Raw genomic sequence first — 13,784 nt, forward strand, 5'->3', positions numbered from 1 at the left:
TATTACTCGAAGGGATGTTTAAGGACGATCGTTTCGTCACGCTCAGGACCAGTCGATACGACATGAATAGGTACTTCGCATAATTTTTCTAATGTCTTGAGGTAAAGCTGCGCATTTTTAGGAAGATCATTCATCGATTTAATACCGAAGGTGCTCTCATCCCAACCATCCACTTCAATAAAAATAGGTTTACAACGCTCCACTTGATCTGCACCTAAAGGAAGAAGATCAATTTTTTTACCATCTAATTCATAGCCTACACATATACCAATTTTTTTAATGCCGTCTAAAACATCTAGTTTCGTAATACATAAACCCGTAAGGCTATTAATCATAGCAGAGCGTTTTAATGCAGCTGCATCAAACCAACCACAACGCCTTTTTCTTTTAGTCACCGTACCAATTTCTTTTCCTTTCGTTGACATTTGATATCCCGGTGTCCCTTGGGTTTCAATATCAAGCTCACTCGGAAAAGGCCCGCCACCGACACGCGTCGTATAAGCTTTTGTAATACCTAAAATATAATGCAACATATGTGGACCCACGCCAGCACCTGCTGCTGCCTGGCCCGATACACAATTGGACGAAGTGACATAAGGGTAAGTCCCATGATCAATGTCTAGCAGTGAACCTTGCGCACCTTCGAATAGTAAATTCTTATTTTTAGCATTTGCCTCATAAAGTTTTTGTGAAACATCAGCAAGATATGGTTTTATTTTTTCTGCATGCGACATCGAAAGATCAAACTGCTGAATAACATCAATCGGATCTTTTTTTAAGTAATGTTGCAACACAAAGTTATGGTAATCCATGACTTCTACAAGTTTATTTTTAAAATTATCTGGATTAAGCAAATCGTAAACGCGGAGCGATCGACGAGCCACCTTGTCTTCATAAGCCGGGCCAATACCTTTACCTGTGGTACCAATTTTAGCTTCACGCATGGCTTCTCGACCTTGGTCAAGTGCTACGTGATGCTTTAGGATTAAAGGGCAGCCTGGACTTACAAATAAACGACTTTTGACTTCAATACCATCAGCTTCAAGTGTTTTAATTTCGTGAAGCAAATGCTCAATATCAAGTACGACACCATTGCCAATGAAGCAATCTACATTTTTACGAATAATGCCTGAAGGAACTAAATTAAGTTTGTATTCTTTTTGGTTTGAGCCTTGGCCAATGACTAAGGTGTGACCTGCATTATGACCACCCTGAAAACGAACAACGCCTTCTGCGTGATCTGTTAACCAATCGACAATTTTACCTTTACCTTCATCGCCCCATTGCGTGCCAATAACTACTAAATTTTTTGCCATCTTCAATTAAACCGTTTTAACTTTCCACGCTTTGCTAGCATCTTGAGTCAATATGCGATCACAATTATTCTGTATCGCATTCATATGGCCAAATAAATCAATCGCGACAATTTCGCCTTGTTGACGCAATGACTCAATCGCATTTTGTAATCCGCTATCGCTACCTTGAGGAGCTAAAATGGCTTTCGCTTTTTTACCATTAGGAAATAAAGTGACGATATTTTTCAAATCCATCGTGAAACCTGTGGCTGGGCGGTTACGTCCGAATGATGCGCCAATATTGTCATAGCGCCCACCTAATGCAATAGGCGAATAGCATTGATCTGCATACACTGAAAATACCAAACCATTATGATATTGGTAGCCACGAATGTCACTTAAGTCATATGACACTTTAATCTGATTGTTTTTTAAAGACTTATCAATTTCATTCAAAAATTTCAGCGCACTTTTAATAGCGTTATCTTGCGGCAATACTTTTTCAGCTTCTTTTAAAATATTGGCATCACCATAAAGGCTTACTAATGCAATTAATGCATCACGATTTTTTTTGTCGATAGATTTGGTAAGATCAATCACTTCTGATTTATCTTTTTTCTGCATCGCTTGATACAAACGATCAAGTTGGTCACGTGCCATATTGGATGATGCAATTAAGGACGTAAAAATATCAAGATGATTAAAATCAAATACTGGGTTTTGAATACCGATAGTACTGAGTGTTTTAATCAGAAGTGTTTGAATTTCAAGATCAGCTTCAATACCTTTGAATCCATAGAGCTCAGCCCCAATTTGGAACGGCTCTCTTGACTGTAAAAAGCTGGCTGGCTTCGTTCTTAAAACCGAGCCTGCGTAAGATAATCTTGTGACTTCATCATTTTGAATAAGGTGTGCATCGATGCGAGCGACCTGAGGTGTTATATCAGCACGAACACCCATAAGTCTTCCTGTTAACTGATCGACCACTTTAAATGTATCCAGATCCATGTCCTGGCCATTGCCATTTAAAGATTCAATGTATTCCAGCATAGGAGGAATGACATAAAAATAACCATGGGCTTGATAGAGATCAATAATAGAGCGTCTTAATAACTCAAGATAGACTGCTTCATCAGGAAGCATATCTTCAACATAATCTGGGAGCGTCCATTGATTCATCAATTAGCGACCTAATAATAAAATAATTAATCCTAATAAAAAAGATATCAAACCCATAAAGCGAATCTGGCCAGATTTCATTTTAATTAGCTTTCTAAAAGTTTCACGCCAACCTTCTGGAAAACATAAGGGCATGAGTCCTTCTAGTATCAACATTAGGCCAAAGGATGAAAAAAGCCAATTTTTCATGACTAGTCTTTTTTCTTTTTAGAGCTGCGCATGTACTTTAAAAAATCTGAAGTTGGGTCTAAGACCAACACATCTGCTTTATCTTTAAAGCTCTTCTTGTAAGCTTCAATACTTCGGTAAAAAGCATAAAATTCAGGGTTCTTAGCATAGGCATTAGCGTAGATTTCTGAGGCTTTTGCATCTCCATCACCCTTTACTTTCTGTGCTTCCTTGTAGGCTTCAGCAATGATGACATCACGTTGCTTCTCTGCATCGGCACGAATTTTTTCTGACGCTGCAAAACCTTGTGAGCGCAATTCATTGGCAACAGAGTTACGCTCAGCATTCATACGCTGATAAACGGACTCACTCACCTCTTTAGGGAGGTCCACTCGCCTTAAGCGCACATCTAAAATTTGAATACCCAGCGAACGCAAATCTCGATCAGCACGATCTGTGAGAATTTGCATAATTTCTCCACGTTCGCCTGATACGACATCATGAATAGTCCTTTTACCAAACTCTGCGCGCAATCCATCATTCACTGTTTGAGAAATTCTTCTCTCAGCTTGCACTTCATCACCATTCACAGAGACATAGTATTTTGCAGGATCGACAATTTTCCATTTAATGAACGAGTCTACAAGTACATTTTTCTTTTCGCTCGTGATAAAACGATCAGGCTCTTGATAGTTAAGTGTCAAAATTCGATTATCAAAAAATCGCACATTTTCAATAAGCGGTGTTTTGAAATAAAGTCCTGGTTCTTTTTTGATGGATATGATTTCACCTAAGCGAAATACAATGGCGTACTCTCTTTGGTCAACTGTAAAAGTAGACATTGATAAAATCACGATGCCTGCTAAAAAACTCACCAATAGGTATGTAATATTTTTCATATTCTTTATCTCGTTTCCCGATCTCTTGATTTAAATACATCTCGCGTTCGTTCTAAGTTTTGCATCGAAGACTGATTCATATCAACTTGAGGGGTGACATCTACCCTCGGTGATAATGTTTCAGGTGTTGCTTGCTGAATCAGTTTATCTAAAGGCAAATAGAGCAAATTATTTGAATTTTTTTGATCGATAAATACCTTAGAAACGTTAGATAATATTTGCTCTTGTGCTTCGATATAAAGTCGATCACGCATAACTTCTGGTGCCCGATTATATTGCGTTAATATTTGTTCAAAACGACTCGCGTTACCCTTCGCCTCATTTTCAACCTTTAAACGATAGCCTTGCGCTTCTGCTGTGAGTCTTGAAGCTGTACCTTTAGCTTTTGGGATGATGTCATTGGCATAAGCTTGACCTTCATTTTTTTGTCGCTCTAAGTCTTGCTTAGCTTTAACAGCATCATCAAATGAAGCTTGAACCTGCTCTGGCGGCTGCGCATTTTGCATGGTGACACTTGTCACATTGATCCCCGTATTGTATCGATCCAAAATTTCTTGCATGAGTTTTTTTGCTTTGACAGCAATCTCTTCGCGACCTTCATATAATGCAAAATCCATTTTGCTTTTACCGACGATTTCACGAATAGCAGTTTCAGCAGCACCTCTTACTGAAGATTCTGCTGAACGATTATTAAATAAAAAATCTTCAACTGATTTTAAGTTGTATTGCACGGCAAATTGGAGGTCAATAATATTTTCATCATCCGTTAACATTAATGACTCTCTCACTTCTTTTGATCTAGCATCAGCATCACCAGCGGAACGGTAACCTACTTCAATGGTGCGCACTTGTTCAAGGTTAACCACCTCAGCTGACTCGATCGGAAATGGAATATGCCAGCGCGGTCCTGGCATAGTCACTTCTGTATTTTTACCGAACCTTAAAACAACACCACGTGAACCTTGGTCTACGATATAAAAGCCTGTAGCTACCCAAATCAATACTACAATCAGTAGAATGGGGACAATAGGAAGTTGATCGCTCGTTGAATTGGGTGTCGGATTGCCTCCGCTAGGCTTAGACGTTTTTTGGTCTGTTTCTTGTTTACCAAAAATACGACCTATTTTCTTTTTTAAATCACTCAAAAGCTCGTCTAGATCAGGAGGTCCTTCTCCTTGGTTATTATTTTGCCCGGGGGTTTTTGCCATAAATTTATTCTATTTAATAGTTAAGGGGGTTTTATTCAAATATTTCGGTTTCAGCTGACTGCTTTGCGACAACTAGTTGGAGGATGGCCTCTTTTAAAAGTTCAATACCCTCACCTGTCTTTGCAGATAACTGAATAGTCGAAATTCTACCATATTCATCTTTTTCGTGATTTGCCTTTATATCGAGTCTATCAATCTGATTTAAAACGAGAATTTGTGGTATTGACGCGGCTTTAATCTCCTCTAGGATCTTATTCACCGCCTTAACTTGTTCGTGATGATTGGGGTTGGCCATATTGACGACATGAAGGAGTAAATCAGCCTCTCTTGACTCTTCAAGGGTAGATTTGAACGCCTCAATCAACGTCGTAGGAAGTGCCTTAATAAAACCCACTGTGTCTGATATCACACATTCCACGCCGTCTTCAATAAAAAGTTTTCGGGAGGTGGTGTCAAGTGTTGCAAAGAGTTGATTCATGGCTAACGCATTTGCATGAGTCAACTGGTTAAAGAGTGTCGATTTACCCGCATTGGTATAACCGACAATCGAAATATTAAGGGCGCCCGAACGGCTCCTTTTTTTTCGCTGCATAGTGCGTTGTCGTTTTAATTTATCTAATTTTTCTTTCAACTGCTTAATGCGAAGTTTTAACATCCGGCGATCAAGTTCCAATTGCTTTTCACCGGGGCCTCCTCTTACACCAATACCCCCTTTTTGTCTTTCTAAGTGACTCCAGCCTTTAATCAGTCTTGTCGATAAGTGATCAAGCTGCGCTAATTCGACTTGAAGTTTACCTTCGTGACTTTTAGCGCGCTTTGCAAAAATTAATAAGATGAGTGCGGTACGATCAAAGATTCGCGTACTAAAATATTTTTCTAAGTTTCGCTCTTGGGAGGGGCTGAGGTTATGGTTAAAAATTACGGTGTCGGCTTTTGACTCTTGAATCATAAACTTCACTTCTTCAGCTTTTCCTGAGCCCAAAAAATACTTGGGGTCGGGTGCTGATCTCTTAATATTCACTGTGCTGACAATTTTCATGTCAGCACTTAATACGAGCTCTTTAATTTCTTCGACACTCTCTTCGAAATCGTTATCACCAAAGTTAATACTGATTACACAGGCGGACTTTCCTTCGTTCGGACGTTCAAACATCAATCATCGTCTGCTGGTGGCTCTATGTTGACATTACGCATAGGTACAATCGTTGAGATAGCATGTTTATAGACTAATTGACTCACAGTATTTTTTAATAAAATAGCGTATTGATCGAATGACTCAATGTTGCCTTGTAATTTAATACCATTCATTAAATAAATAGATACTGATACATGTTCTTTTCTGAGTTGATTTAAAAACTCATCTTGTAAATGTGTCGTCTTTTTTTCCATAGAGGATTCCAAATATAGTTATAAGTAAAGATTCAAACGTTTCATCGTTTCATCGCGCCCTAAGATCTCCATCACAACATCAATACTAGGTGATTGTGCAATACCTGTTAAAAGCACTCGAAGTGGCATCGCAAGTTTTGGAAATTTAATTGCATGTAGGATCACCATGTCATTCATCACATTATGAATGGCTTCTTTCGTCCAATCAATCTTAATTAGAGCGGCTTGAAAGGATTTGATAAGCTTTAATGCTTCATCATTAATATGCTTTTCAAAATCTTGCTGATTTGGTTTTTGATATTCAAAAATATAAGCAATATCACGCGCAAGACTTGTTAAATGATTTGCACGTTCGCGATGAATATCGATTGCCTTTATTAAAAGGCTAGGATCGATTGGTGAATGCACTACTTCTTTTAAATAGGGTTCTATTGCCGCAGCTATACGCTCATGTGGCAATGTTTTGATATAATGGCTATTAAGCCAATCTAATTTTTCTGTATTAAATTGTGCAGATGATGAAGTGATATGGTCTAAATCGAACCATTGACAAAAATCAGCCATACTAAAAATTTCATCATCGCCATGACTCCATCCAAGACGAGCTAAATAATTCAGAATCGACTCAGGTAAATAACCTTGATCAAAATATTGCATCACACTGACAGCCCCATGTCTTTTAGAAAGCTTTTGACCATCAGAACCCAAAATCATCGATAGATGGGCGTATGCTGGAATGGTTGCATTCAAAGCTTTTAAGAGATTAATTTGGCGTGGTGTATTGTTAATATGATCATCACCTCGAATGACGTGTGTGACTTTCATTTCCCAATCATCAATCACCACACAAAAATTATAGGTCGGTGTACCGTCTCCCCTTGCAATGACAAGATCATCGAGTTCCTCATTCGCAATTGTGATCTCACCTTTGACTAAATCATGCCATGTTACAACACCTGATACTGGATTTCTAAAACGAACTACCGGTTGAATGTTCTCAGGAGTTGGGGGTAAACTTTTTCCAGATTCAGGCCGCCACTTCCCATCATACTTTGGCTTTAAGCCGGCTTTCATTTGTGACTCACGTAAAATTTCTAATTCTTCTTTGGATGAGTAACAAAGATAGGCTTTATCTTCTTTAATCAATTGATCAATGTATGTTTTATAAGTTGCCATACGTTTTGTTTGGTATATAGGGCCTTGATCGTAATCAAGGTGAAGCCATGTCATACCATCCATAATGGCTTTCACTGCTTCAGGGGTAGATCTTTCTAAATCAGTATCTTCAATACGTAAGATAAATTGGCCTTGATGCTTTTTGGCATAAGCCCAAGAGAATAATGCGGTTCTCGCGCCTCCAATATGAAGGTAGCCTGTGGGGCTCGGAGCAAAACGTGTGACAACGGTCATAGATATTTTTTCTTAAACATTAGGGCCTGCAAATAAATCATGTTGATCATAAGATTCAATTTTAACATCGACAAAATCACCTGGCTTCAAAAGCTTACCATCACGTAAGAAAACTTTGCCATCAATATCAGGTGCGTCTGCCATCGATCTTGCAATCGCATAATCACCATCATGGCTATCGACTAAAACAGTTAATATTTGACCCACTTTAGCTTGAAGTTTTTTATGGCTGATGCGTGCTTGCGTTTCCATAAATTTTTGTAATCGTTCTTCTTTAATTTCTTCAGGAACATGTCCTTCTAAAAGATTAGCACTCGCACCATCGACAGGCGAATATTTAAAACAACCCACGCGATCTAATTGAGCCTCTTCAAGAAAATCTAACAGCGCTTCAAATTCAGATTCTGTTTCCCCAGGAAAACCTACAATAAAAGTACTACGTATCGTGATATCGGGACACACTTCTCTCCATTTGTTGATTCGCAAAAGATTATTTTCCGAACTTGCAGGTCGCTTCATGAGTTTTAAAATTCGAGGACTTGCATGTTGAAAAGGTACATCAAGATAAGGCAAAATCGAACCTTCGCTCATGAGAGGAATAATGTCATCGACATTAGGATAAGGATACACATAATGCATTCTGATCCACACACCTAAAGATCCTAGGGCTTCGGCTAAATCATACAGTTTAGTTTTAATGGGACGGCCATTCCAAAAACCACTTCGATATTTGATATCCACGCCATAAGCACTTGTATCTTGTGAAATCACCAAAATTTCCGATACGCCGCTACTGACTAGTGTTTCGGCTTCCGTCATCACATCATCAATCGAACGGCTTACAAGATCTCCACGCATGGATGGAATAATACAAAATGAACATCGATGATTGCAGCCTTCTGAAATTTTTAAATAGGCATAGTGTTTAGGTGTTAAACGGATGCCTTGAGGGGGCACTAAATCACTAAAAGGATCATGTGGTTTTTCTAGGTGGGTATGCACGGCTGACATCACTTCATTTAATGCGTGCGGTCCTGTGATGGCGAGTAAATTTGGATACTCTTTTTCAATGATGTCTTTTTTTGCTCCCAAACAACCTGTCACAATCACTTTGCCATTTTTTTTAACGGCTTCCCCTATGGCGTCCATGGACTCTTTGACAGCTGAATCAATAAAACCACAAGTGTTAACTACAACTAGATCAGCATCTTGATAGGAATTGGAGATGTCATAACCTTCTGCACGTAATTGCGTCAATATTCTTTCGGAATCTGAACCGGCTTTAGGGCAACCTAATGATACAAAACCGACTCTAGGAGTATGTGATGCCATTAGCCTTCAACAATCAGTTGCGTGAGAGCCACAGATGCAACACCCAATACGATGAGTGCGACTTGAAATACAGTCGAACGTAATTCAGTTTTTTTATGAAGGCCTGGTATCAAATCTGCGATCGATACATAAATCATGCTGGATGCTGCGAGCGCTAAAATAAAAGGCACCCAATCAATCATGGATTCCAAAATGAAATAAGCGAGAAGTCCGCCTAACACCGTAGCAAAACTCGCGAGAAGATTAAAAATAAATGCTTCTTTCTTCTTATAGCCTGAATTAAGGAGAATTAAAAAATTACCTACTTCTTGAGGGATCTCGTGCGCAATAATCGCTAACGCTGTCACGATACCTAAGCTGGTACTCACCATAAACGCTGAGCCAACTAAGATACCATCGACAAAATTATGAAATAAGTCACCCACCATAATCATGCTACCGCTTCGTCCTGCATCATGGGTATGTTGATGATCTTTAGAAGTATGACTTTCTTGATGCATATCATGCACTTCACAATGATCGCCATGACAGTGACGCCACAATAGTAATTTTTCAAGCACAAAAAATAAAAGAATACCGAATAACACGACAAAGGTTGTCGCTTCTATATTATTTGTGAGCTTAAAAGCATGGGGCAATATTTCTAAGAAAACTGCACCTAACATAGCACCCACGGCGTAACTCACTAAATGCGAAACAAGGTGCGTTCTGGTATTCATGGTCACAAGGGCTGCAGCCGTGACACTTAATAAACCCCCAATAAAGCAAGAAAATAGAATCCAAAGAAGTGTGTGCATGAAGTTAAAGTATGGTGGCAGGATTAAGTATTATAACGAAACTTGAAATGATTGGATGTCTTTATGAATCGATCCAAATTAGGGAAGCCATCCTACCAGTGATGCCATCACGTCTATATGAAAAATAATCAACTTCATTGGCAAAAGTGCAATAATTATCCGACACACTGCCACCATATATTTGTTTGATACCACATAGATTGAGCCTTATTTTAGCAAGCGCGTAAATATCTGCTAACCATTTTTGTTCTGAGATCAAATGAAAAGCTTTTTCAGCCTCGCTATGTTTTTCGCAAAAGCTATTTTTCACATCAAAGCCTACTTCAAAATGCTGTCGGCTGATTGCAGGCCCTAACCATACGAGTAATTCATTGGGTGAGACATTCATCTTCTCAATGGCATTTTCAATCACACCACTTAAAAGACCCCGCCACCCTGCATGAATAGAAGCCACTATCGTCCCCTCAGTATTTGTCACTAATAAAGGTAAACAATCAGCTGTCTGAACAACACATACTGTATTTTTTTCTGTTGTATAAGAGGCATCTGCATTAAATGCGGGTGATGGGATTTTGATCACATCTGCACTATGCGTTTGGTTAAGCCAATGAGGAGAGTTAGGTAAAAATTGATTAAGTAGGTCGCGATTCAAATGAACAGAAATAATGTCATCATTCACATGTGTGGCTAAATTAAAACTGTTATATTTGCCTTCGCTATTTCCCCCAACTCTTAGAGTTTGAATAGTTTTAATATGTTGAGGCGCTGGCCAGTTAGGTATAAAAAAATTAATCATCATCCTCCAGCATGTCGTCATCGATATCATCATTTACCTCATCAAGATAATCATCAAAACTTAAATCTTCTATAGGCTCTGTTTCACCTAATTGCTCAGCGCGAATGATTTCAAGTAAAGCTTTCATATCATCTGGTAAATCAATCGACCATTCCATCGCTTCACCACTTAATGGATGAATCAGTCCTAAGCGAATGGCATGAAGTGCTTGACGATTAAAACTTAAGACATGTTGACGTAATTCATCACTCATGGATTTAATCGGCATAATACTTTTTAAGCCATAGACGGGGTCACCCACTATAGGTGCTTTTAAATATTGCATATGCACACGAATTTGATGTGTACGACCTGTTTCAAGATTGCATCTGAGATAAGTGTGAACTCCAAATCGTTCTAAAATCTCATAATGCGTAACGGCTGGCCTACCGGATAAATGAATAGCCATGCGCGTTCGAATGGATGGATGCCGGCCGATGGGCTGATCCACCTTGCCATTTTTCCAAAGCTGCCCCCACACGATCGCTCGATATTCTCTCTTTACTGTTCTTGCTTGAAGTTGTTGCACCAAATGTGTTTGTGCATTCAAGGTCTTAGCAACGACTAAAAGACCGCTCGTTTCTTTATCCAATCGATGAACAATACCGCAGCGAGGTATGTGTGCGATCTCTGGCATATGATGAAGCAGTGCGTTAAGTAAAGTGCCGGACCAATTACCAATTGCTGGATGAACGACCATGCCAGCCCGTTTATTAATCACAAGCAATGTCTCATCTTCAAAAATAATATTAAGCGGAATCGCTTCAGGTAAAAATGCATTGTTTTCTGGATTTGATTGGACGATCACTTTAATTTCATCGCCTGCGTAAACCTTGTGTTTCACAGACACATAGGATTGATTCACAAGTACGAATTCATCTTTAATCCATTCTTGTAATTTTGAGCGTGAAAATTCTGGCAAAAGTTGCTGCAAAGCCACATCCACCCTTAAACCAGAGTGACTATCCGGGACTATCAATAATCTTTCATCATGATTCATAATGCTATAATTCTTCGTATGTTTTTATAGTTAAAGGTTCGTATGCGTATTGGTATAGTTGTTATTATGATGCTTTTTCTTCAAGCTTGTGCCATTTTCGGCCCACCTACTGAGCTTGACGATACCAAAGGTTTGTCAGCTGCACGCATTTATGAAAAAGCATCTGAAGAAATGACTAATAAGAATTATAAAAAATCTGTCGAATATTTAAAAAAATTAGAATCACGCTACCCTAATAGTAAATACGGCGCTCAAGCTAAGCTTGATATGGCATACGCCTATTACAAGCAAGAAGATGCAGCGCAGTGCGTTTCATCTGTTGAGCGATTCATTAAAATACACCCTAATCATCCTAATCTAGATTATGCCTATTATTTAAAAGGCGTAGCCTACTTCAAACAACGTGGCTTAATTGAAAAAGCTACCTTTCAAGATATCAGCGATCGTGATCCCAAAGTCTTAAGACAATCTTTTCTTGCCTTTAAAGATTTACTGACGCTCTATCCCAATACGCGCTACGGAAAAGATGCGACAGAACGCATGATTTATTTAAAAAATAAACTGGCTGATCATGAGCTTCATGTGGCACGTCATTATATGAAAGTTAAAGCTTATGTCGCGGCATTAAACCGTGCTAAGTATGTGATTGAATCTTACCCTGATTCTAATTTTGTTGAGGAAGCACTTGTGATTATAATTAGCGCTTATGACAATTTAGATATGAATGATTTAAAAGAAGATAATTTAAGAATTCTAAAACAAAATTATCCAGATAGCTCTATGTTCACCAAAGGTCAAGGTACTAAGAAACAAGACTGGTGGAAATTCTGGGATAAAGACTAGCGTTTTTTTGCTTCTAGTTTATTTTTATCTGTGAGTTTTTTACGAAGTGCATTCTTACGACGACGCATCGATACAACACCCTCTTTCGGTTTTCTTTTTTCTTCATCAAGATAAGGGTTCTCACCTTGCTTAAATTGAACTCTTAAGGGTGTGCCAATAATTTGAAATGCTTGTCTAAAAGCACCTTCTAAAAAGCGCATATAACTATCTTTAATCGCATTCACATGATTACCATGAATGACAATCACGGGCGGGTTAGATCCACCTTGATGAGCGTAACGTAATTTAGGTCGAATACCTTTTGAGATAGGTGGCTGATGCTGTTGCAATGTATCTATGAGGACACGTGTTAATTTAGGTGTCGACATTTTAATAAAAGCACCACGATAAGCTTCATCGACTGATTTTAAAATCTCAGTGAGGCCTTTTTTCTTTAAGGCTGATACATATTGAAATTCTGCAAATTTTAAAAATTGTAATTTACGCTGAATATCTTGTTTTACAATGTCTCTTTCATCTTCTTTTAATCGGTCCCATTTATTAATAGCAACCACAAGTGCACGTCCAGCCTCTAAAATATAAGCTCCTACGTGCGCATCTTGCTCAGTGATACCCTCCTCCGCATCTACCACCAAGATGGCTACATTCGCTTCTTCAATGGCTTGCAAAGTTTTAATCACAGAAAATTTTTCTACCGCTTCAAAGACTCTACCTTTCTTGCGAATGCCTGCTGTATCAATAAGTATATAATTTTTATCATTGCGTTCAATTTCAATTTCAATAGAATCGCGCGTCGTACCAGGTTCATCAAAAGCAATGACGCGATCTTCACCTAAAAATGCATTCACCAAGGTTGATTTACCGACATTAGGGCGGCCCACAATGGCGATCTTCGGAACCTTTTGATTAACTTCAAGTGATTCAATATCTTCTTTTTTAAAAGGCTCTAATGCGATCTGAATCATGTCACGCACACCTTCACCGTGTGCTGATGAAATACCTAAGGGGTCGCCTAAGCCTAACTCAAAAAATTCAGCTGTTGCAATACCTCTTTGCATGCCTTCTGTTTTATTCACAAGGAGATAAATATTACGATTCATTTTACGTAACAGTTCAGCAATGACGCGATCATGTGGAGTCACACCTTGACGTCCATCCACAATAAAAAAAACAATATCGGCTTCATCAATGGCGAGCAGTGTTTGTTTTGCCATTTCTTTTTGAATGCCTTTTTCAATTAAAGGCTCAAAACCGCCGGTATCAATAATAATATACGGCATGTCACCGCCTAAGCCTCGTCCATAATGGCGATCGCGTGTTAGACCTGGAAGATCTGCCACTAACGCATCACGAGATTTAGTTAAACGATTAAATAAAGTGGATTTGCCAACGTTAGGTCGGCCCACAAGTGCTATGGTGGGTAACATGA

14 protein-coding genes are annotated in these 13,784 nt (G+C 38.8%); 1 reads left to right on the forward strand and 13 read right to left on the reverse strand.

The genetic code is table 11. The annotated features are described in order from the left end of the window. Nucleotides 1–2: 2 nt before the first annotated feature. The 12 genes from FIT63_RS06835 to rluD all read right to left on the reverse strand — a co-directional run bounded on the left by FIT63_RS06835 (nt 3) and on the right by rluD (nt 11,512). Nucleotides 3–1,316: an adenylosuccinate synthase gene (locus FIT63_RS06835; protein WP_189342259.1), complete on the reverse strand. Its 1,314-nt coding sequence runs from the start codon at nt 1,314–1,316 to the stop codon at nt 3–5. 6 nt (nt 1,317–1,322) lie between these two features. After that, entirely contained in the window at nt 1,323–2,474 is a 1,152-nt protein-coding gene (locus tag FIT63_RS06840; RefSeq protein ID WP_189342260.1) for an ATP phosphoribosyltransferase regulatory subunit, read from the reverse strand. A 3-nt stretch (nt 2,475–2,477) separates the two neighbouring features. After that, entirely contained in the window at nt 2,478–2,663 is a 186-nt protein-coding gene (locus FIT63_RS04130) for a DUF2065 domain-containing protein (protein ID WP_140006683.1), read from the reverse strand. A gap of 2 nt (nt 2,664–2,665) precedes the next feature. Beyond that, nucleotides 2,666–3,541: a protease modulator HflC gene (gene hflC / locus FIT63_RS04135; protein ID WP_140006684.1), complete on the reverse strand. Its 876-nt coding sequence runs from the start codon at nt 3,539–3,541 to the stop codon at nt 2,666–2,668. A gap of 5 nt (nt 3,542–3,546) precedes the next feature. Beyond that, nucleotides 3,547–4,749 (reverse strand): FtsH protease activity modulator HflK, encoded by a 1,203-nt coding sequence (gene hflK, locus FIT63_RS04140; RefSeq protein WP_140006685.1) that lies wholly within the window; start codon nt 4,747–4,749, stop codon nt 3,547–3,549. Nucleotides 4,750–4,780: 31 nt separating this feature from the next. Continuing rightward, the gene (gene hflX, locus FIT63_RS04145; protein WP_140006686.1) at nt 4,781–5,902 is read right to left on the reverse strand and encodes a GTPase HflX; all 1,122 of its coding nucleotides are present in this window, start codon (nt 5,900–5,902) and stop codon (nt 4,781–4,783) included. Further along, nucleotides 5,902–6,138 (reverse strand): RNA chaperone Hfq, encoded by a 237-nt coding sequence (hfq, locus tag FIT63_RS04150; protein ID WP_046488257.1) that lies wholly within the window; start codon nt 6,136–6,138, stop codon nt 5,902–5,904. The genes hflX and hfq overlap by 1 nt, the downstream gene beginning before the upstream one ends. A gap of 18 nt (nt 6,139–6,156) precedes the next feature. Then, nucleotides 6,157–7,548, reverse strand: coding sequence for a glutamate--tRNA ligase (gene gltX / locus FIT63_RS04155; RefSeq protein ID WP_140006687.1), 1,392 nt, complete (start codon nt 7,546–7,548; stop codon nt 6,157–6,159). Nucleotides 7,549–7,560: 12 nt separating this feature from the next. Beyond that, nucleotides 7,561–8,880 carry a 30S ribosomal protein S12 methylthiotransferase RimO gene (gene rimO, locus FIT63_RS04160; RefSeq protein WP_140006688.1) on the reverse strand — a complete coding sequence of 440 codons (1,320 nt, stop codon included), beginning with the start codon at nt 8,878–8,880 and terminating at the stop codon, nt 7,561–7,563. Beyond that, the gene (locus tag FIT63_RS04165) at nt 8,880–9,677 is read right to left on the reverse strand and encodes a ZIP family metal transporter (protein WP_140006689.1); all 798 of its coding nucleotides are present in this window, start codon (nt 9,675–9,677) and stop codon (nt 8,880–8,882) included. Before FIT63_RS04165 ends, rimO begins: the two co-directional genes overlap by 1 nt. 61 nt (nt 9,678–9,738) lie before the next feature. Beyond that, nucleotides 9,739–10,494 carry a peptidoglycan editing factor PgeF gene (gene pgeF, locus FIT63_RS04170; protein ID WP_223259876.1) on the reverse strand — a complete coding sequence of 252 codons (756 nt, stop codon included), beginning with the start codon at nt 10,492–10,494 and terminating at the stop codon, nt 9,739–9,741. After that, a complete protein-coding gene (rluD, locus tag FIT63_RS04175) occupies nt 10,466–11,512 on the reverse strand; it encodes a 23S rRNA pseudouridine(1911/1915/1917) synthase RluD (RefSeq protein ID WP_140006690.1) in 1,047 nt (348 codons plus the stop codon). The genes pgeF and rluD overlap by 29 nt, the downstream gene beginning before the upstream one ends. A 42-nt stretch (nt 11,513–11,554) precedes the next feature. Here rluD and FIT63_RS04180 point away from each other — a divergent pair, with 42 nt between their 5' ends. Continuing rightward, nucleotides 11,555–12,355 (forward strand): outer membrane protein assembly factor BamD, encoded by an 801-nt coding sequence (locus FIT63_RS04180; protein WP_140006691.1) that lies wholly within the window; start codon nt 11,555–11,557, stop codon nt 12,353–12,355. On the opposite strand, the gene der is transcribed toward FIT63_RS04180, so the two are convergent. Continuing rightward, on the reverse strand, nt 12,352–13,782 hold the full coding sequence (gene der, locus FIT63_RS04185) for a ribosome biogenesis GTPase Der (protein ID WP_140006692.1): 1,431 nt from the start codon (nt 13,780–13,782) through the stop codon (nt 12,352–12,354). The genes FIT63_RS04180 and der overlap by 4 nt on opposite strands. Nucleotides 13,783–13,784: the final 2 nt, after the last annotated feature.

The organism is Candidatus Methylopumilus planktonicus (assembly GCF_006364715.1).
In the GTDB taxonomy this organism is placed as follows: Bacteria; Pseudomonadota; Gammaproteobacteria; order Burkholderiales; family Methylophilaceae; genus Methylopumilus; species Methylopumilus planktonicus_A.